Consider the following 19,919-nt stretch of genomic DNA (forward strand, 5'->3'; position numbering starts at 1 on the left):
CGGACCTCTGTGGGTGCCCGCCCTGCTGCCCGGTTGGATCAGTTTCCAGTGTCGCTGCAACGGCTGACCAGGGCGTCGATCCGGCTTTTGCACTGGTCCATGGCCTGAGCATGGCCTTGGCTAAGTTCGACCTGGCGCTGGCATAGGTTCAGCGCGGCCAGCACCAGCAAGCGGTCGCCCACCAGCGTCGGATGACTTCGTTTGGTCTGTGCCAGGGTGCGTTCGAGCATATCGAATGCCCGGCGCAACGCCTGCTGTTCGCCGGGCGGCGCTTTCACTGAATATTCGTTGCCCAGAATCGAGAAGACCTCGACCCCGTCGTCAAGGTTCATACCGCTGCCGCGGCAGCGCGCTCGACCAGGGCCTGAATGCGCGCAGTGGTCGCGCCCTGCTTCTCTTCATGTTCCAGCAGGCTGAGTTGCAACGTGTCGTTGTCATCCTTGGCCTGAGCCAGCTCGCCGGACAGTTGGGCATTGCGTTCAGCCAGTTCCCGGTTGTGTTGCACCAGCTCGTTTACCAGGTTTTCCAATTGATTCAGAGACGCTTCCAACATTAGCTATTTCCAACACTTTTTCAGGGGCGCGAACGATAAAGAAAAAATCTCGCTCGGGCCAGCTTTGATAGGACCTCGATGGACCTACCGATCGTCATTCGGTTCGCTCCGTTCATCGGTCTTCAGGGGTCTGGCCATTTGCAATGAGGCCAGCCCCTCAAGACTTTTCACGTTCGACCGATAAGCAGCGATGCTCCTTTCTGTGTCGCACGGACCGCGCCCTACCCTTCGGTGTCCCTACATGTCTCTACGCAACATGAACATTGCTCCGCGTGCTCTGCTCGGCTTCTCCCTCATTGGTCTGCTGATGATCGTGCTGGGGGTGTTTTCCCTGAACCAGATGGGCCATATCCGTGCAGCAGGCCAGAACATCGAGAACAACACCGTCCCCAGCATCACCAGCCTGGACGAGTTGACTCAATTGACTCTGCGCCTGCGCGTGCTGTCGTACCGCCTGCTGTTGAATCGCGAAGCCGATACCCAGCAGAAGACCGTGCAGTTGTTCGATCAGCGTAATCAACAGATCAACCAGGCCCAGGCCCGCTACGAGAAAATGATCGCCAGCGCAGAGGAGCAGGCGGCATACGACGACTACACGCGCCTGCTGAGCCAGTACCGTCAGCTCGAGACGCGCATGAAGGGCTTTTCGGCCAACGGCCAGGTGGATGAGCTGCGCACGATGCTCAACAGCGACATGCTGAGCAACTCGGAGCAGGTCAATGCCGCGCTCGAGAAGCTGGTCAAGATCAACAACGCGCAGACCCGCGAGATCAACCAGCAAGCCGATGACGAATACCGCTCGGCGTTCAGCTGGGTGGTGGGCATGCTGATCGTGGCCACGCTGCTGACGTTCCTGTTCGCCTGGCTGCTGACCCGCAGCATCGTCAAGCCGATCGACCAGGCGCTGGTCGCGGCCGAGGCCATCGCCGAGGGCAATCTGACCCAGCCGATCCACGCAGAGGGACGCGACGAAGCCGCGCGTCTGCTGCTGGCCATGCAGAAGATGCAGGGCAAGCTGCGTGACACCCTGCAGCGCATTTCCGGTTCGGCGACGCAACTGGCCTCTGCCGCCGAGGAGCTCAACAGCGTGACTGACGAAGGCGCGCGCGGTTTGACTCAGCAGAACAACGAGATCGAACAGGCTGCCACGGCGGTCAACGAGATGACCAGTGCGGTGGAAGAAGTGGCTCGCAATGCCGTGAGCACTTCCGAGGCTTCCCGGGACGCCACGACGTCGGCCAGCGATGGTCGCGATCTGGTCATGGAAACGGTCAGCGCCATCGAGCGCATGAGTGGCGACGTGCAGAGCACAGCCGATCTGATCGGCCATCTGGCCACCGAATCGCGGGACATCGGCAAGGTGTTGGACGTGATTCGTGGCCTGGCTGACCAGACCAACCTGCTGGCGCTCAACGCTGCCATCGAGGCGGCACGCGCTGGTGAGGCCGGCCGCGGCTTTGCCGTGGTGGCCGACGAAGTCCGTGCCTTGGCCCATCGCACCCAGCAGTCGACCAGCGAGATCGAGCGCATGATCGGCAGCATTCAGGGCGGCACAGAACAGGCGGTTGATTCGATGCGCAACAGCACCGAACGCGCCGAGTCGACCCTCAACATCGCCAAGGGCGCCGGCATGGCACTGGAGACGATCAATGGCGCCATCGTGCAGATCAACGAGCGCAACCTGGTGATCGCCAGCGCGGCCGAAGAACAAGCGCAAGTGGCACGCGAGGTGGATCGCAACCTGGTGAACATTCGCGACCTGTCGGTGCAGACCGCCGCAGGTTCGGCGCAGACCACGGCTGCCAGCGGCGAGCTTGCGCGCCTGGCGGTGGACCTGAACGCGATGGTGGCGCGCTTCAAGGTGTAACCCCCGGACGCCTGGACGCTGCTTGCGCCGCTGCTACAGAAGCACCGCGTTCCCCTGTAGCAGCGGTGCAAGCCGCGTCCGGCTTCAACGCGGTCCTCCAGATGCACCGCATGTACCGCCGACGCGGCTTGCGCCGCTGCTACAGAAGCACCGCGATCCCTGTAGCAGCGGCGCGAGCCGCGTCCGGCCTCAACGCGGTGGTTCAGGTACCCCGTAGAGCACGTCTCAAAACTCGATCCGCACATCCCCCTTCGGCACGCTGCAGCAGGACAGGATGTAGCCCTCGGCTTCGTCATCCTCGGTGATGCCGCCGTTGTGCTCCATCTCCACTTCGCCGCCCAGCTTCAATACCTTGCAGGTGCCGCAGATGCCCATGCCGCACGCCTTGGGGATCATCATGCCGAGCTTGGACGCCGCCGCGTGCACGGTTTCGCCCGGTGCCACACGGATGCTCTTGCCGCTGGCGGTGAACTCCACCAGGTGCAGTTCGGAAACGTCTACCTCCGGCGCATCGGCTGCCTGCTCGGCCTGTTCCACGGCGTCGGCGCGCGCTTCCGGGGGCGTGGCGCCGAACGATTCCTCGTGATAGCGGGTCATGTCGAAGCCAGCGGCTTCCAGCAGGCGCTTGACCGCGTTCATGTAAGGCGTCGGACCGCAGCAGTACACCTCGCGCTCCATGAAGTCGGGCGCGATCAGTTCCAGCAGCTTGTGGTTCAGGTAGCCACGATAGCCCGACCACGGTTCGCCCAGCCCATGCTTCTCGCAGATGATGTGCAGGCTGAAATTGTCGACGCGCGAGGCCATGTGCTCCAGCTCGCGGTGGTAGATGATGTCCTTGGGCGAGCGCGCACTGTGCACGAAGACCATGTCGACGTTGGCATTGGTGTCGTAGAACCAGCGCGCCATCGACATCACCGGCGTGATGCCCACCCCGCCGCTGAGGTAGAGGATCTTCGGCGCTGGAAAATCGATCGCGTTGAACAACCCCACCGGCCCGTGCACCGCCAGCTCCTGACCTTCGTGCAGGGTGTCGTGCAACCAGTTCGACACCCGCCCGCCTGGCACCCGCTTGATGGTGATGGAAAAGCTGTACGGCACCGACGGCGCGCTGGAAATCGTGTACGAGCGCATCACCGGCTCGCCTTCGATTTCCAGCTCCAGGGTCACGAACTGGCCCGGTTTGAAGAAGAACAGAATGGGTTGGTCGGCCATGAAGCAGAAGGTGCGCACGTCCCAGGTTTCCTGGATCACCTTGACGCAACGAACGATGTGGCGCCCGTTGGCCCAAGTCTGGGTATTGACGGGCATCAGGAAGGGGTTGGACATGCTGTTCTCCAAGGTCGACTGCCGACGGTGCGTACAGCGATTCTGCGTGCGCGCTGCCCCTGTCACATTCCCATCCGCGACATCCGCATGCTTATGGCGACCAGGCCCATGCGGCCTAGCCTGCAGCGTCGGGAATGGATTTGGCCATGTCGCCCATGGATAAGGTTACCAACGCGCCGAGTCGCACACTCCACCGCATCTGAACGCAGTTTCAGCCGCCTTGCGTCGACAACCGTAACCGCCACTTTTTTCGCGGCCACATTGCATGGCCATGAGGATCAACACGATGGATGCCACCACTACCCTGAGCCTGGGCGATCCACTGGAACCCGCACGCAAGGCCACCGCCCAGATGCTGCAGGAGCGCGAGCGCACCTTCTCGCTGCCACAGCCGTTCTACAACGACGAGCGCCTGTTCCAGATCGACATGCAGGAGATCTTCAACAAGGAGTGGCTGATCGCCGGCATGACGTGCGAGATCCCGGCCAAGGGCAACTACCTCACCCTGCAGATTGGCAGCAATCCGATCATCCTGGTGCGTGGTGCCGAAGGGGTGGTGCATGCCTTTCACAACGTCTGCCGCCATCGCGGTTCGCGACTGTGCACCAAGGAAAAGGGCAAGGTGGCCAAACTGGTCTGCCATTACCATCAATGGACCTACGAACTCGACGGTCGCCTGCTGTTCGCCGGCACCGAGATGGGCGCCGACTTCAACATGAAGCAGTACGGCCTCAAGCCCGTGCACGTGAAGACGTCCGGCGGCTACATCTTCATCAGTCTGGCCGAGAACCCGCCCGCGATCGACAACTTCCTTAGTACGCTGAACCATTACATGGAACCGTACGACATGGAAAACACCAAGGTCGCGGTGCAGACCGATCTGCTGGAAAAGGCCAACTGGAAACTGGTGCTGGAGAACAACCGCGAGTGCTACCACTGCGGCGGCTCCCACCCCGAATTGCTCAAGACCCTGCTGGAATGGGACGACGTCACCGACCCACGCGCCGACCAGGCCTTCAAGGACCACGTGGCTGCTTCGGCCGCTGCCTGGGATGCCGAGAAGATCCCCTACGCCCACGCCAGCCACGGCCTGCGCAACCGCATCGTGCGCATGCCGCTGCTCAAGGGCACGCTGTCGATGACCATGGACGGCCAGGTCGGCTGCAAGAAACTGATGGGCCGCATCAAGAACCCGGACCTGGGCTCGATGCGCATCCTGCACCTGCCGCACTCCTGGAACCACTGCATGGGTGACCACATCATCGTCTTCACGGTGTGGCCGATCAGCGCCCAGGAAACCCTGGTCACCACCAAGTGGCTGGTGCACAAGGATGCCGTGGAAGGCGTGGACTACGACGTTGCGCGCATGCGCCAGGTGTGGGACGCCACCAACGACCAGGACCGGCGCCTGGCCGAGGAAAACCAACGCGGCATCAACTCCACCGCCTACCAGCCAGGCCCGTATTCGAAAACCTACGAGTTCGGCGTGGTGAACTTCATCGACTGGTACAGCGAGCGCCTGCTGAGCAACCTGGGGGCGGAGCCTGCGGCCTATCTCAAGGGTGTTGCAGTGCACGAGTGACCTTGGCTGCGGCAAAAGCTGCGTCAGTGGCTGAAGCACCGGGCGCAACTGCAACTGCAACTGCAACTGCAACTGCAACTGCAACTGTGTGGAAGGGCTATACCATCGGTGTTCATGGTTGGGGGCTGATCGATCGGAGATAAAGAGGGAAATCTATCCGATCAAGGCAGGCCCCCTATGTCGCCTCACCCTCGTTTATCCGAGCAACTGACCATCCACAGCCGCACGCCAGCACTGGCGGTTTGCGACCCTCGAGGTTTAGCCGTTCGCAGTATTGGCTACTATCGCCGACAAGCCGACACCCCGGCAGTGCCTCGTATCAATGCCCAGTGGCATGACTGCGCCGGGCGTCCCATCGCTCAATGGGATCCGCGCCAGTTCGCGCAGTTCTGCGCCGGCAACAGCGAGACACCCAACCAACGCACGACTTTCAGCCTCTCCGGCGCCACCTTGCGGCAGCACAATGTCGATTCGGGCTGGAAGATCATGCTGCATGAGCCCAACGGGATGCCCACCTCCACATGGGACAGTCGCGAGATTGTGACTCATTGCCACTACGATGATATTGCGCGCCTGGTGGCCACGGTCAAATCCACCGCCGACGGCCAGCCACGCACCGCGCAGCGGGTCACCTACGCCGCAGCGAATGCCGAGCAGGCTTCACGCAATCTATGCGGCGCCATTTACCGACACGATGACGACGCCGGCACCGTGTTCACCGAAGCGCTGGATATCCAGGGCCAGACCATCAGCACTACCCGCCATTATCTGGCCGGCGAGGTCGCTGCCGATTGGCCGCAAGCCCACAGCGAACGCGACGCCTTGCTGGAATCTGGTGCTGGCTATCAAAGCAGGTATCTACATGATGCAACCGGCCAACTGCTGAGCCATGCCGATGCCCTGGGTAATGTCCAGCGGTTCGGTCATGACGTTAGCGGAGCACAGAACGCCGCCGGTCTGGTCACTGCCCAAGGCACGGAGCACGAATTACTACGAGCCACGGTACGCGATGCAGCCGACCGGGTGGTGTCGCAGACGACGGGCAACGGGGTAACCAGCCGCAATGAATATGATCCCATCGACCTGAGATTGCGACGCTCGGTCTCCAGGCGAGCCGATAACACGGTGCTGCAGGACCTGCATTACCTGTACGACCCCATTGGCAACGTCACTCAGATAAGCGATGAGGCCCAACCGGTCCGGTATTTCGCCAATCAGCGTACCGAGCCAACCAACCTTTACCGCTATGACTCCTTCAACCAACTGATCGAAGCCCGCGGCCGCGAAGCGGCCAACACCGGCGGCGACGGGCCGCTGCTACCTCCTCTACTGGCCCTGCCCCAGGATGCTTCGCTGCTGCTCAACTACACGCAACACCTGAGTTACGACGAAGCCGGCAACCTGGTCGAACTTCGACACGTCAACGGCCAACGCAATCGGACCCAGCTCATCGCTGTGGCACGCGCCAACAATCGGTCTTTGGCAGAGCGTAATGGGCAACTGCCCGACGAGACCCAATTGGCTGCCGCGTTCGACCGCAACGGCAATGCCCACGCATTGGAGGCAGGTCAGGCGTTGGCCTGGGACGAGTACAACCAGTTGCACGAGGTGGCGACCGTGCGCCGAGACGATGGCCAGAACGACTACGAGCGTTACTGCTATGACGCTTCCGGCGCTCGGGTGCGCAAGCAGTCCACAGCCCTGCAAAGCCGCGGCTCGCGCGTGTGCGAAGTGCGTTATCTACCCGGCCTGGAAATCCGTACCGATAGCCGCAGCGGCGAACAGCTGCACGTGATCATCGCCCAGGCCGGCAGTAGCGCCGTAAGACTGCTGCATTGGGCAGAGGGCAAACCTGAGGCATTGCCCAACGACCAACTGCGCTACAACCTGAGCAACCATCTGGGTTCGTGCACCCTGGAAGTCGACAAGGATGGGCATCTGCTCAGCCGTGAAGAGTATTACCCATTCGGCGGTACGGCCTGCTGGGCCGGGCGCAGCGCCGTGGAAGCCAAGTACAAGACCGTGCGTTATTCGGGCAAGGAGCGCGATGCCAGCGGCCTTTACTATTACGGCCTGCGCTACTACGCACCCTGGCTGATGCGCTGGATCAACCCCGACCCAGGCGGCGACATCGATGGTTTGAATCTGTATGCCATGGTGGGTAACAACCCGGTCTCCATGGTCGACAGCGACGGCCGAGCCAAGACCCGCTTCGACACGCTCGATGACATGATCGCTGCAGGCCCGACTGCTGAGTATCTGGACGGTCAGCCCAGTTGGGGGCGGGGCTCGAAGGAGGAGCAGGCGCGAAAATACAACAACTGGAAAGGTCACTGCAAAACGTGGTTCAACCGCGCCAGGGACTCACGAGCACGGGTACTGCTAGCGTCGTTCGAAATCACCCATACTCGCAGCGCTGGAGTCATCCAGGCATTGAAAAACATGGAAAGCAACAGTGAGCTGGCCAAGTCGGTAGCCCTGCGCGGGGCAACGATTGCCGTCTCTAACTTGGCGTCCACAGGCGTGGGGGCGGCTACAGGTGCCGTAGTCGGAACTATGGTAATGCCCGGTCCTGGCACCATGGTCGGGACAGGCATCGGCATGGTGGTCGGCAAGCTGGCGAGTGTTGCCGCCGAAAAAGGCATGGAACACGCGGGGAACCATGCGACGCTGGACCTGCATACCGGAAGCCTGGGAGCGTCATCGATCATCCACGATGGCAAGATCCGCAAGAACGGCTTCATCGGCAAGGCGTACGGCAAATTCCGCGGCTTTGTACCGGACAACAAGAAGAACGGCGTAAACCTTGCGACCGAAGCCTTCAAAACCGTCGGTTCCAAAGCTTTGGGCCCCCACGGCATCCTGCTCAAGTTAGGCGTGGACGGGGGTAAGGCGGCCCTTGAAATCGTCAAGACACAGCAAGAAAAGAACCCGGCCAAACTGGATCGTCTGGAAGACGATCCAGACAAAACCTTTGCCATGCTGTACGAACGCACACTTCGTGTGGCGAAAATGTACGGCGCCAGCGAAGCGGATGATCCGCTGCCAGGACTCAATGAAACCTCATCAAGAACCATGACATTGGGTGATCTTGCTGCCAAGTTCGGTGCGGCGGTCGATAGCCTGCACGAGGCCGGCGCAGCGGTAGCAGCGTACCGCCAACGTCATCCAGGCAAGACGCAGGCAGCTTGATTCGGGCATGCTCGAAAGCCCTGGATCGATAGAGGAAACATCCAGACACTGTGGAACATTTCACCCACAGGCTCCCTGAACTAGTGTCGCCCCCCAACAATAAAAAAGGGGCGTCACCATGTCATGCACTTCTCATCTGCCAAGCGCAGGCAATCGATCCACCGGGAGCTATCTACCCGGTATCGACGGCTTGCGCGCCATCGCGGTACTTGCCGTGATCATCTTCCACGTCGAGTTCCTGGGGTTCCTTGAGGGGGGCTTCACCGGCGTGGACATGTTCTTTGTCATTTCCGGTTACGTCATCAGCCAGTCCCTGGCCGAACGAGGTGACCGGCCTGGGCGTGAGTACCTGCTGGAGTTCTATCGCCGCAGGGCCCTGCGTATCCTCCCGGCGCTGTTGGTAGTGCTGTTGGTCAGCGTGATGCTGTCCGCCCTGTTGGTGCCGCCGGTGTGGCTCAGCAACCAGAACGATGAAACCGGCCTGGCCGCGTTTCTGGGCGTCAGCAACTTCACCCTGGCCTGGCAGAGCGACACGTATTTTTCACCCCGTGCCGAGTTCAATCCCTACCTGCACACCTGGTCCCTGGGCGTGGAAGAGCAGTTCTACGTGATCTTTCCAGTGCTGTTTTTCTGCTGGCTGCGCTACCACGCCACTCATCTGCTGGCCAGGATCGCATTGCCACTGCTGACCCTGGCGTCGCTGCTGTGGTGCGCGGTGCAGACCCAGGCCGCACCGTTGTCGGCGTTCTACCTGCTGCCCAGCCGATTTTGGGAGTTGGCGGCTGGAGCGCTGTTGTTTCAGATGTTGAGCGACACCACCGGTGCTCGGCGCGAGGCAACGCGGCCGTTGATTCTGCTGGGCGCCGGACTGGGGTTGCTGGTGGCTGGGTTCATGTGGACGCCCGCGCGCAGCTTTCCCTTTCCCTGGGCGCTGGTCACCGTGGTAGGTACTGCGTCGGCGATTGCCGGCATCGTGCTCGCGGGTGTCGAGCGCTCCAGCTTACTGCACCGAATCGTGAGTGCGCGGCCAGTGACCTACCTGGGGCGCTTGTCCTATTCGCTGTACTTGTGGCACTGGCCGGTGGCCGTGTTCCTGCGCTGGACCGTTGGCCTGGAGACACTGTTCGTGCAGATGCTGTACCCGCTGGTCGTGCTGGGTCTGGCTGCCGCTTCCTACCACTGGATCGAACAACCCATACGCCGTGGCCGCAGCGTGTTTCAACGTCGTGCCAGCCTGACCCTCGGCGCGGCCCTGCTGGCCGTGGGGCTCTCTGCCTGGGCCGCCGTGTGGACGGTGGACAATACCGAACGCCTGTCTTTGAGCACGGTCGCCGACAGTTACACCTGGCATGCCTACAAGCACTACCCCCGCGAGCCCATCGAACCGGTCGAGGACCCTGCCCTGCAAGGTCGCCAATTGTTCGTGCTGGGCGACTCGCACACGGCTGCCTACCGCACGATGCTGAATATCGTCTCGCTACGCTTGGGCATCGAGGTGATGGAATACGAACGCGGCGGCTGCGCGGTGGTGAGTCTGCTGGCGGCCGATCCGCCCGCCTGCAGCGCTTGGCGAGACGCCGCCCTGGCCGATATTCAGGCGCGCGCCAGGCCTGGGGATGTGGTGTTTCTGGCGTCATTGCGCATGCCGGAACTGGCGGGGCGCGACTGGCAGGACGATGAGGAAGCGGTCTTCGCCCAGGCGCTCGGCGAGCGCACCGCGCAAAAGGCACAAGAGGCTCGGGCTGCCGCCGACGTCGTGCTCGCCCCTCTGCAGGCGGCCGGACTGACGGTGCTGATCGACGCGCCGGCGCCGGTGTTCAAGGCACCGGCGAACCGTTGTTCCGATGTGTTCAACCGCATGAATCCTGTGTGCGCACCTGGATTGACGGTGGAGCGTCATCGGGTATTGCAGCTACGCGCGCCGCAAATGCATTTGCTGACGGTGTTGGCCCGCGAATACCCGGCGTTGAAAATCTGGGACCCGTTGCCGATGCTTTGCCCAGGCGCGACCTGCTCGGCGTATGACACGGACGCGCAGCCATTGTTTGCCGATGCCGACCATCTGAGCGGCCATGGCAATCGCATCCTGGAGCCTTCGTTTACCCAGTTGTTGATACGCCTTTACCAACCGCTGTAGCAGCGGCGCGAGCCGCGTCGGCGGTGCATGCGGTGTACTTGGAGGACCGCGTTGAGGCCGGACGCGGCTTGCACCGCTGCTACAGGGGATCGCAGTGTTTCTGTAGCAGCGGCGCGAGCCGCGTCGACGGTGCATGCGGTGTACCTGGAGGACCGCGTTGAGGCCGGACGCGGCTTGCGCCGCTGCTACAGGGGATCGCAGTGTTTCTGTAGCAGCGGCGCGAGCCGCGTCGGCGGTGCATGCGGTGTACCTGGAAGACCGCGTCCGGGGTCGGCGCGTTGGCACTGCAGCAACGCGCGATACGATCAACGCACCACACCTTCCTCGATCAACGCCTTGAGCACCGCCTGCGCGCCCTCTTCGGCGCTCAGGCCCTTGAGCACCTGCCCTCCGCCTCCGCTGGCCTTGGCCGTGGCGGCTTTCATGCGGTCAGCGCCGCTTTTGGCCTTGATCACCTTGAGCCGTTTGGGCCGGGGCTTGGCCGGTTGCAGTTCGGCGCTGTCGAACAGCTCGTCGTTTATCACTTCCACCTCATCGACCGCCAGCCTACCCCGTTGAGCGGGGCCATAGGCGCTTTGCCGAGGTTTGGGCGCCGCGTTGTCGACCGTGGCCAGCAAGGGCAGGCGCACGCTCAACCGACGTCGCTGGCCACGGGGCAAAGCCTGCAACACCTGCGCCACCCCGTTGTCGATGGACTCCACCTCCGCCAAACCCACGATCATCGGCCAGCCGAGCTTTTCGGCTAACAAAAACGGCAACATGCCCGAACCTTCGCCGGTTTCGGCCTGGGTCCCGGTCAGCACCAGCTGGGCGCCGGCGCCTTGCAGGTAGTCACACAGCACCGGCAGCGCATCGGCGCCCTCGGGCTGCTCGAGCACGTGCAACTGTTGCAGGCCCATGCCCAGATAGGCGCGCAGGGCCGGCTCGGTGACGTCACCGGCATGCAGCACCTGCAAGTCGTCGCCCGCCAGTTGCAGGCCTAGTTCTACCGCGCGGGAGTCCTGGTCGGCGCGCCGGGGCCGGCCGGAGGTCGGGTGGGCGCCGATGGAAACCAGACTGATGACCTTGGTGTTCATGATTGAGCCTCTCTCATCGAGTCGTGCCTCAGGCAGCGTCGCATTTGGCCGGGTTGCGATAGGCCTGGATGGCGTCGATCAAGGCCAGCATGATCGCCTGGCTGTCGCCGATCACCGACAGGTCCGCGCGCTTGATCATGTCGCAGCCGGGGTCCAGGTTGATGGCAATGACCTTGTCGCAGCCGCCGATGCCCTGCAAATGCTGGATCGCACCGGAGATCCCTACGGCCACATAGACCCGTGCGGTCACCCAGGTACCACTGGCGCCCACCTGCCGATCGCGAAGCATGAAGCCGTCGTCCACCGCTACCCGTGAAGCCCCTTCGGTCGCCCCCAGCGTCTGGGCGGTGCGGTGGAACAATTCCCAATCCTTCACCCCGTTGCCGCCGGAGAAGATGAATTCGGATTCGGCCATCGGGATGGCCGCAGGGTCGACCGCCACGGCACCCAGGTCCTCGATGCGCGGCAGGCTGCGCGCCATGGCGGTGGACAACGCCACCGGCAGCACTTCGTGACGGGTTTCATCCACCGGTTCGGCGCATTCGGCGGCCGCCAGCATCAAGCGCGGCAGCGGTCGGGCAATGTCCTGCTGGCCGGCACCGGCACGGCTGACGCACTGGCCGTCCTTGACCTGCCATACCCGCGTCGCGGGGCGCTCACCCAGACGGGCGGCAAAACGCCGTCCCAGCTCGCCACCGCCGGTGCGGCTGTCCGGCAGCAGCCAGTGACGGGGTGAAAACTGATTATCCACAGCCTGCAGGCCCTGAATGCGCTGCTCGGGCGCATAGCCTCCGAATTCGTTGCCATCGAGTACCAGCAAGCGATCCACGCCGGCTGTGTCGAAGGCGGTTTCCTTGTGCTCGCCGAAGACGATCGCCAGTACCGCACCGCCCTCTGCGGCCAGTCGATGGGCCAAGCCCAGCAGATCGCGATCGTGACTGCTCAGGCGACCGCCGACCATATCCGGTACCACTGCAACATAGAACGCTGGCGCCGCCACCTGATGCAGCGGCAGTTGCACGGTCGTCGTCGCCGAGCGCTTGCTGCCACCACCTTGTTGAACACCGCTGCGATCGATTCGCTTGACCCCGTTGGGACCGAGGAAACCGATGCCATGGGGGTTCTTGCGCATGACCCCGTTGGGCCCCATCCACACACTGGCCTGTGGCTGCATGGCACTGTGCAACGGATGCAGACGGTTGCGGGCGATCCACTCGGCCCGCGGATCACGGCGAATAATGTCGCTCATCAGTTCACCTCCGCGGCGACTTCACGTTTGGCCGGAGCCGGCTTTACTGGCGCAACAGGCTCTTCCTGCAATGCCTCGGCCACCAGTTCGGCGATGTCCTTGATCAAGGGCCGCGGTTCGACCACGCCTTCGAGCATGGCCGTGCATTGCGGGCAGCCGACGGCGACCAGTTCGGCCTGAGTCTCGCGAATGTCTTCCATGCGCATATCGGGGATCCGCTGCTTGCCGGGAATGTCGGTGATCGGCGCGCCGCCGCCACCACCGCAGCAACGGGAGCGGAAGCCCGAGCGCTGCATTTCCCTGACCTCGATGCCCAAGGCCTTGAGCACGTCGCGCGGCGCCTGGTACTCGCCGTTGTAGCGACCCAGGTAGCACGGGTCGTGGTAGGTGACGCTGCCCCCCTTGTGCTGGCCGAGCTTGAGCTTGCCCGCAGTGACCAGTTCAGCCATGAAGGTGCTGTGGTGCAGCACTTCGTAGTGACCGCCCAGAGCGCCGTATTCGTTCTTCAAGACATGAAAGCTGTGCGGATCGCAGGTGACGATGCGCTTGAAGCTGTACTTGCCCAAGGTGCCGATATTGCGCTTGGCCAGCAGCTGAAAGGTCGCCTCGTCGCCCAGTCGCCGGGCCACGTCGCCGCTGTCGCGTTCTTCGAGACCCAGCACGGCGAAGTCGACCTTGGCCGCTTTCAGCACTTTGACGAAGGCACGCAGCGTGCGCTGGTTGCGCATGTCGAAAGCGCCGTCGCCAACCCAGAACAGCACATCGGCGTTTTTCTTGTCGCCGAACAGCTGCAGATTCAGGTCCGCGGCCCAGTTCATGCGGCCGCCGGGGTTGAAGCCGCCGGGGTTGTCGGTGGCGATCAGGTTGTCCAGCACTTCGGCGCCCTTGTTGGGGGTGGCACCTTTTTCCAGCGTCAGGTGGCGGCGCATGTCGACGATGGCGTCGACGTGCTCGATCATCATCGGGCACTCTTCCACACAGGCGCGGCAGGTGGTGCACGACCACAGCGTGTCGGCATCGACCAGGCCGTTGACGATCGGCTGATGGGGGTTGCCGCCGTGCTCGCCAATGGCCTTGCCAGGGTACGGGCTGCCAGCGAACCTGGCATCGGTGCCACCGGCCAGGCCCACGACCATGTCCTGAATGAGTTTCTTGGGGTTCAACGGCTGGCCAGCGGCGAACGCCGGGCAGGCGGCCTCGCACTTACCGCACTGCACGCAGGCATCGAAGCCCAGCAGTTGGTTCCAGGTGAAGTCCTTGGGCTTTTCCACACCCAGCGGTGCCGTGGGGTCGTTCAGATCCAGCGGCTTCAAGCCGGTCGAGCGGCCGCCGCCGAAGCGCTCGGCGCGGCGGTGCCAGGCCAGGTGCAGGGCGCCGGCGAAGGCGTGCTTCATCGGTCCGCCCCAGGTCAGTCCGAGAAACAACTCGGATACGCCCCAGGCCACACCAATGCCCAGCACCACGGCCAGTACCCAGCCGCCGAAGTTCATCGGCAGAATACCTGCCACCGGCAAGGTGGCGATGAAGAAGGTCGCCGAAAACATCAGCAGGCTTTTCGGCAGGCGCATCCACGGGCCCTTGGACAAGCGCGCGGGCGGGTTGAGGCGGCGGGCGTAGACGAAGCAGGCCCCGACGAACATCAGCGCCGTGGCCAACAGCAGCGCGTAGCCAAGAATACGGTTGTGCAGGCCGAAGCCGTGCACCAGCACCGCCAGCACCGCCGCCAGCACTGCGCCACCGGCCGTGGCCACGTGGGTGTTGGCGATGTATTTGTCGCGGGCGACCACATGGTGCAGGTCGACCATGTAGCGCTTGGGCATGGCCAGCAGGCCGCCCAGCAGATCGACCTGTGAAGGTCGGCCGCGGCGCCACATATTGATTCTCCGCACGGCGCCCAGAACGGCCAGGGCCAGGGCGGCGAACAGCAGGATGGGAAGCAGTGTATTCAGCATGGTGAAGCCCCTGCGGACCAAGAGGTCCCAATAACGGGAAGCCGACGCGGACTGTGTGGAAGCGGGTCGGCCGGCGTTCCGGTCTGCCCGCGAAAGAGGCACCGCGGGGGTCCAATTCGCGGGCAAAGCCCGCTCCCACAGAGATCACAGTGCACCGGGACGGCGTCAAAAATCCTTGCACAGACGCAGCGCGTCGTAGATCGCGGCGTGGGTGTTGCGCTGGGCCACGCAGTCGCCGATGCGGAACAGCAGGTAGTCGTCGCCCGTGGTACTCAACGACGGCTGCGGCTGGATCGCGAACAGGGCATCGATGTCCATCTGACCCTTGTTGCGCGAACCCTGCTTGAGTTCGTAATAGAGCTTCTCGTCGGGCCGCACGCCGTTTTCCACCACCACCTGGTCGACCACCCGTTCTTCCTTGGCGCCGGTGTATTCGTTCTCCAGCACTGCCACCAGCTTGTCGCCCTCGCGGTAGACTTTTTCCAGCATCAGGTCGCCGGTCATGATCACCTCCTTGGGGTACATGCTGCGGTAGTAGGTCGGGAACGACGTACCGCCGATCGCCACGCCCGGCTTGATGTCGTCGGTGACGATCTCGACCTGGCTGCCCTTGTCGGCCAGGAAGTCGGCCACCGACATGCCGGTGAACTCGCAGATGGTGTCGTACACCAGGACGTTCTTGCCCGGCGCGACCTTGCCGTCGAGCACGTCCCAGCTGCTGACCACCAGACCCTCGGCGGCGCCCCAGTGCTCGCCCTGCTCCAGAAACGGATGACCGCCCACGGCCAGCACGACGATGTCCGGGCGCAGGTCCATGATGGTGTCGGCATCGGCGGCAGTGCCCAGGCGCAGATCGACCTTCAAGCGTGCCAGCTCCAACTGGAACCAGCGGGTGATGCCGGCGATCTGGTCACGCTGCGGCGCCTTGGAGGCCGTGGTGATCTGACCGCCGATGAATTCTTTCTTCTCGAACAGGGTCACGTCGTGGCCGCGTTCGGCCGACACCCGTGCCGCTTCCATGCCGGCCGGACCCGCGCCGACCACCACCACCTTGCGCTTTACACCGGTGGACTTTTCGATGATGTGCGGCACGCCCATGTATTCCCGCGACGTGGCGGCGTTCTGAATGCACAGTACGTCCAGGCCTTGATACTGCCGGTCGATGCAGTAGTTGGCGCCCACGCATTGCTTGATCTGATCGACCTGGCCCATCTTGATCTTGGCGATCAGGTGCGGGTCGGCGATGTGCGCGCGGGTCATGCCGACCATGTCCACGTAGCCGCCTTCCAGAATGCGCGTGGCCTGGTTGGGATCCTTGATGTTCTGCGCGTGCAGCACCGGGATGTTCACAACTTCCTTGATACCGGCCGCCAGGTGCAGGAACGGCTCCGGCGGATAACTCATGTTGGGGATGACGTTGGCCAGCGTGTTGTGGGTGTCGCAACCCGAGCCCACCACGCCGAGGAAATCGAGCATGCCGGTGTCGCTGTAGTACTTGGCGATTTCCTTCATGTCCTCGTGGCTGAGGCCGTCGGGATGGAACTCGTCGCCGCAGATGCGCAGGCCCACGCAGAAGTCGTCGCCGACTTCCTTGCGCACGGCCTTGATCACCTCGATGCCGAAGCGCATGCGGTTTTCGAAGCTGCCGCCCCACTCGTCGGTACGCTTGTTGACCCGTGGGCTCCAGAACTGGTCGATCATGTGCTGGTGCACCGCCGACAGCTCCACGCCGTCCAGGCCGCCCGCCTTGGCCCGCGCCGCGGCACTGGCGTAGTTGCCGATCACCCGCCAGATCTCTTCGGGCTCGATGGTCTTGCAGGTGGCGCGGTGCACCGGCTCGCGAATGCCCGAAGGCGACATCAGCGTCGGCCAGTGCTCGCCGTCCCAGCGCGAGCGACGGCCCATGTGGGTGATCTGGATCATGATCTTGGCGCCATGCTTGTGCATGGCATCGGCCAGGTTCTGGAAGTGCGGAATGATCTTGTCGGTGGCCAGGTTCACCGATTTCCACCAGCCCTGAGGGCTGTCGATGGCCACGCTGGAGGAGCCGCCGCAGATGGCCAGGCCTATCCCGCCTTTTGCTTTCTCTTCGTAGTATTTGACGTAACGATCGGTGGTCATGCCGCCATCGGTGGCGTAGACCTCGGCGTGCGCGGTGCTGAGCACGCGGTTGCGGATCGTCAGCTTGCCGATCTGGATCGGCTGGAACATCGCTTCGAAAGCCATGGCGGCGTCTTCCTCGACTTACAACGGTTTCACGGTGAAGAGGCCATCTTCGTGACCTTCTTCGGAGCCGCCGTAGACTTGCTCGGCGACGGTACGAATGCTGCTGCCGCGGGCGGCGAGAATCTGGTCCATGGCCCCGGCGAACCAGCCGGTGAACATGTAGTCGACCTTGCGCCCGACCTTGCCGTACACGTAGACGAAGCAGGAGTGTTCCAGCTTGACGCTGCAGGTGCCTTTATCCAGATCGATGTCCTGGATCTTGAACAGCCCCCAGCCGCGCTGCGACAGACGCTTCATGTAGTGTTCGAACACCGCGACGCCTTCCAGGCCATGGCATTCGGCTTCTTTTTCGCACCAGTGCCAGGCGGATTTGTAGCCGGCCTTGTAGAGGATTTCGGCATAGGCGTCAGCGCCCAGCACTTCTTCGATACCCATGTGGTTGTTGACGAAGAAGTGGCGTGGCACGTACAGCATCGGCAGGGCGTCGGAAGTCCAGACGCCGGTTTCGCTGTCGACTTCGATGGGCAGTTGCGGGGCGATCTTGGCCATGTGCTTGAACTCCGGAATCAGTAGTTGGCTGCCACGAGCAAACACCGGGTTGCGGCGTTCGCGGGCAGAGCCCGCTCCCACAGGGGTAAGCGGCTGGAATAAGAAATGCGGCGTGTCAGGTCGGGCGTTATTCGCCCCAGACGTCCTTGAGGACATTGACCCAGTTCTCGCCCATGATCTTGCGCACCACGCGTTCGCTGTGGCCGCGCTTGAGCAGGGTTTCAGTGAGGTTGGGGAATTCGCCCACGGTACGGATGCCCAGCGGGTTGATGATCTTGCCGAAGCTGGTCAGGCGGCGGGCGTAGCCCTTGTCGTGGGTCAGGTATTCGAAGAAGTCCTGGCCGTGGCCCTGGGTGAAGTCGGTGCCGATGCCGATGGCGTCTTCGCCGACGATGTTCATGGTGTATTCGATGGCTTCGGCGTAGTCGTCGATGGTCGAATCGATGCCCTTGGCCAGGAACGGCGCGAACATGGTCACGCCGACGAAACCGCCATGGTCGGCGATGAACTTCAGCTCTTCGTCGGACTTGTTGCGCGGGTGTTCCTTGAGGCCCGAAGGCAGGCAGTGGGAGTAGCACACCGGCTTCTTGGATTCGAGAATGACTTCTTCACTGGTTTTCGAGCCGACGTGGGACAGGTCGCACATCACACCCACGCGGTTCATCTCGGCGACGATTTCGCGGCCGAACCCGGACAGCCCGCCGTCGCGCTCGTAGCAGCCGGTCCCGACCAGGTTCTGGGTGTTGTAGCACATCTGCACGATGCCCACGCCCAGCTGCTTGAACACTTCCACGTAGCCGATCTGGTCCTCGTAGGCATGGGCGTTCTGGAAGCCGAAAAGGATGCCGGTCTTGCCGATTTCCTTGGCCTTGCGAATGTCGGCGGTGGTGCGCACGGGCATCACCAGGTCGCTGTTCTCGCGCATCAGCTTCTGGCTCTTGCAGATGCTGTCGACGGTGGCCTGGAAGCCTTCCCACACCGACACCGTGCAGTTGGCCATGGTCAGACCGCCCTTGCGCATGTCCTCGAACAGCTCGCGGTTCCATTTGGCAATGATCAGCCCGTCGATAACGATGCTGTCGGCGTGCAATTCGGCTGGGCTCATCAGGCGGTCCCCATCAGGCAAGTCAGGCGCCGAATCGTATGCCGGCGCTTCATGGGGCCAGCATATGCCTGCGCGACACGGCGACCGGATGCAAAAACGACAGGGGAATTGCCGAAAGCGTCAACGCCCGACGCAAAACGGAACCGCGTCCGGCCACTCCATGAAAAATGCTGCCTGCCATCGCTCTGCCCCTATGCTTTGCCCCGCCCCTGAGACAGAATCACCGGTAATCATCACTGTTCAACGGGTTAGGTAGATCCTCATGAGATTCACGCTGCTGATGCTTGCCCTGCTGTCCTTCGCCGCCCAGGCCGAAGAGGCCGATGGCCCCACCCCGTGCGACAACGTGGAGACCGATCAGCAGAGCTACGATTGCTCGGCCTACAACCGCAAGACGTCGGAAACCGAAATGAGCGAGTCGTACACCGACCTGCTCGACCGCATCAATTCCCAGTTTCCCAAGGGCTCACCCGAGCTCAAGGCGTTCACCGACAAGCTCAAGGCGGCCCAGGACCTGTGGACCAAGTCGCGTGATGCCGATTGCGACGTGTACACGGTCAATGCCGGCAAAGGCACCAAGGCCTATGAAATCGCCCAGAACGACTGCCGTGCGCAGAAGAGCGACGAGCGTTCCGAGTTCCTGCAATCGGTGGGCCTGGAGTGAGCGTGAAAATAGCCGGGGTCGAGATCAAGGGCAGCGAAGCGATCTTCGCGGTGGTGGAATACGGTGATGCCGCGTTGGCGCATCTGCCCACCTCCCTGAAGAAGATTGCCCTGGAAGACGATGACATCGCCGCGAACGTGCGGCAGTTCCAGGGACAGGTGGCCGCTTTCGTCCGCGATAACGGGTTGAAGATGCTCGCCGTCAAGAAACGTGGCAAGAAAGGCGAGTTCGCCGGCGGGCCGACCACCTTCAAGATCGAAGGCGTGCTGCAGCTGCTCGAAGGCTGCGAGGCGGTGCTGGTATCGCCGCAGACCATCAGCGCCCAGGCCAAGAAGCTGGCCGAGCTGCCGGGTACCTTGAACAAGTACCAGCACGAGGCCTACAAGGCCGCCTGCGCAGTATTGCTCAAGGCCCGGTGATCAAGGGAGCATCAGCCACCCT

General features: G+C 62.9%; 14 protein-coding genes and 2 pseudogenes. 7 read left to right on the top strand and 9 right to left on the bottom strand.

Annotated features, from left to right (window positions below; genetic code table 11):
- Window positions 1–38: 38 nt before the first annotated feature.
- Both ASF66_RS16610 and ASF66_RS16615 read right to left on the bottom strand, forming a co-directional pair.
- Entirely contained in the window at window positions 39–332 is a 294-nt protein-coding gene (locus tag ASF66_RS16610; RefSeq protein WP_056844645.1) for a cell division protein ZapA, read from the bottom strand.
- On the bottom strand, window positions 329–553 hold the full coding sequence (locus tag ASF66_RS16615) for a hypothetical protein (protein ID WP_056844646.1): 225 nt from the start codon (window positions 551–553) through the stop codon (window positions 329–331). Before ASF66_RS16615 ends, ASF66_RS16610 begins: the two co-directional genes overlap by 4 nt.
- A gap of 307 nt (window positions 554–860) precedes the next feature.
- Between ASF66_RS16615 and ASF66_RS23315 the strand changes: the two are divergent.
- Both ASF66_RS23315 and ASF66_RS23320 read left to right on the top strand, forming a co-directional pair.
- Window positions 861–1,517: pseudogene (locus tag ASF66_RS23315) on the top strand (MCP four helix bundle domain-containing protein); the annotation flags it as partial.
- Between the two features lie 303 nt (window positions 1,518–1,820).
- Window positions 1,821–2,420: pseudogene (locus tag ASF66_RS23320) on the top strand (methyl-accepting chemotaxis protein); the annotation flags it as partial.
- 225 nt (window positions 2,421–2,645) lie between these two features.
- Here ASF66_RS23320 and gbcB read toward each other — a convergent pair.
- On the bottom strand, window positions 2,646–3,746 hold the full coding sequence (gbcB, locus tag ASF66_RS16625) for a glycine-betaine demethylase subunit GbcB (RefSeq protein WP_049861377.1): 1,101 nt from the start codon (window positions 3,744–3,746) through the stop codon (window positions 2,646–2,648).
- A gap of 286 nt (window positions 3,747–4,032) precedes the next feature.
- On the opposite strand from gbcB, the gene gbcA reads away from it, so the two are divergent.
- The 3 genes from gbcA (at window position 4,033) to ASF66_RS16640 (ending at window position 10,657) form a co-directional block, all read left to right on the top strand.
- Window positions 4,033–5,328, top strand: coding sequence for a glycine-betaine demethylase subunit GbcA (gene gbcA / locus ASF66_RS16630; RefSeq protein WP_056844648.1), 1,296 nt, complete (start codon window positions 4,033–4,035; stop codon window positions 5,326–5,328).
- Between the two features lie 177 nt (window positions 5,329–5,505).
- Window positions 5,506–8,520 (top strand): RHS repeat domain-containing protein, encoded by a 3,015-nt coding sequence (locus tag ASF66_RS16635; protein WP_056844649.1) that lies wholly within the window; start codon window positions 5,506–5,508, stop codon window positions 8,518–8,520.
- Between the two features lie 118 nt (window positions 8,521–8,638).
- A complete protein-coding gene (locus ASF66_RS16640) occupies window positions 8,639–10,657 on the top strand; it encodes an acyltransferase family protein (RefSeq protein WP_056844650.1) in 2,019 nt (672 codons plus the stop codon).
- A 305-nt stretch (window positions 10,658–10,962) separates the two neighbouring features.
- Here the strand turns inward: ASF66_RS16640 and etfB are convergent, their stop codons facing one another.
- From etfB to ASF66_RS16670, 6 genes are all read right to left on the bottom strand, one after another.
- Window positions 10,963–11,733 carry an electron transfer flavoprotein subunit beta gene (gene etfB / locus ASF66_RS16645; protein WP_056844651.1) on the bottom strand — a complete coding sequence of 257 codons (771 nt, stop codon included), beginning with the start codon at window positions 11,731–11,733 and terminating at the stop codon, window positions 10,963–10,965.
- 28 nt (window positions 11,734–11,761) lie between these two features.
- The gene (gene etfA / locus ASF66_RS16650; RefSeq protein WP_056844652.1) at window positions 11,762–12,982 is read right to left on the bottom strand and encodes an electron transfer flavoprotein subunit alpha; all 1,221 of its coding nucleotides are present in this window, start codon (window positions 12,980–12,982) and stop codon (window positions 11,762–11,764) included.
- Window positions 12,982–14,934, bottom strand: coding sequence for a dimethylglycine demethylation protein DgcB (gene dgcB, locus ASF66_RS16655; protein WP_056844653.1), 1,953 nt, complete (start codon window positions 14,932–14,934; stop codon window positions 12,982–12,984). Before dgcB ends, etfA begins: the two co-directional genes overlap by 1 nt.
- 165 nt (window positions 14,935–15,099) lie before the next feature.
- Window positions 15,100–17,160 carry a dimethylglycine demethylation protein DgcA gene (gene dgcA, locus ASF66_RS16660; RefSeq protein WP_056844654.1) on the bottom strand — a complete coding sequence of 687 codons (2,061 nt, stop codon included), beginning with the start codon at window positions 17,158–17,160 and terminating at the stop codon, window positions 15,100–15,102.
- A gap of 18 nt (window positions 17,161–17,178) precedes the next feature.
- Window positions 17,179–17,709 carry a DUF5943 domain-containing protein gene (locus tag ASF66_RS16665; RefSeq protein WP_049861387.1) on the bottom strand — a complete coding sequence of 177 codons (531 nt, stop codon included), beginning with the start codon at window positions 17,707–17,709 and terminating at the stop codon, window positions 17,179–17,181.
- Between the two features lie 127 nt (window positions 17,710–17,836).
- The gene (locus ASF66_RS16670) at window positions 17,837–18,814 is read right to left on the bottom strand and encodes a dipeptidase (protein WP_049861388.1); all 978 of its coding nucleotides are present in this window, start codon (window positions 18,812–18,814) and stop codon (window positions 17,837–17,839) included.
- Between the two features lie 262 nt (window positions 18,815–19,076).
- On the opposite strand from ASF66_RS16670, the gene ASF66_RS16675 reads away from it, so the two are divergent.
- Together ASF66_RS16675 and ASF66_RS16680 are read left to right on the top strand one after the other, a co-directional pair.
- Window positions 19,077–19,478 carry a lysozyme inhibitor LprI family protein gene (locus ASF66_RS16675; RefSeq protein WP_056844655.1) on the top strand — a complete coding sequence of 134 codons (402 nt, stop codon included), beginning with the start codon at window positions 19,077–19,079 and terminating at the stop codon, window positions 19,476–19,478.
- A gap of 2 nt (window positions 19,479–19,480) precedes the next feature.
- Window positions 19,481–19,897 carry a DUF3010 family protein gene (locus tag ASF66_RS16680; protein WP_056844656.1) on the top strand — a complete coding sequence of 139 codons (417 nt, stop codon included), beginning with the start codon at window positions 19,481–19,483 and terminating at the stop codon, window positions 19,895–19,897.
- Window positions 19,898–19,919: the final 22 nt, after the last annotated feature.

Source organism: Pseudomonas sp. Leaf129 (genome assembly GCF_001423465.1).
Classification (GTDB): Bacteria; Pseudomonadota; Gammaproteobacteria; order Pseudomonadales; family Pseudomonadaceae; genus Aquipseudomonas; species Aquipseudomonas coleopterorum.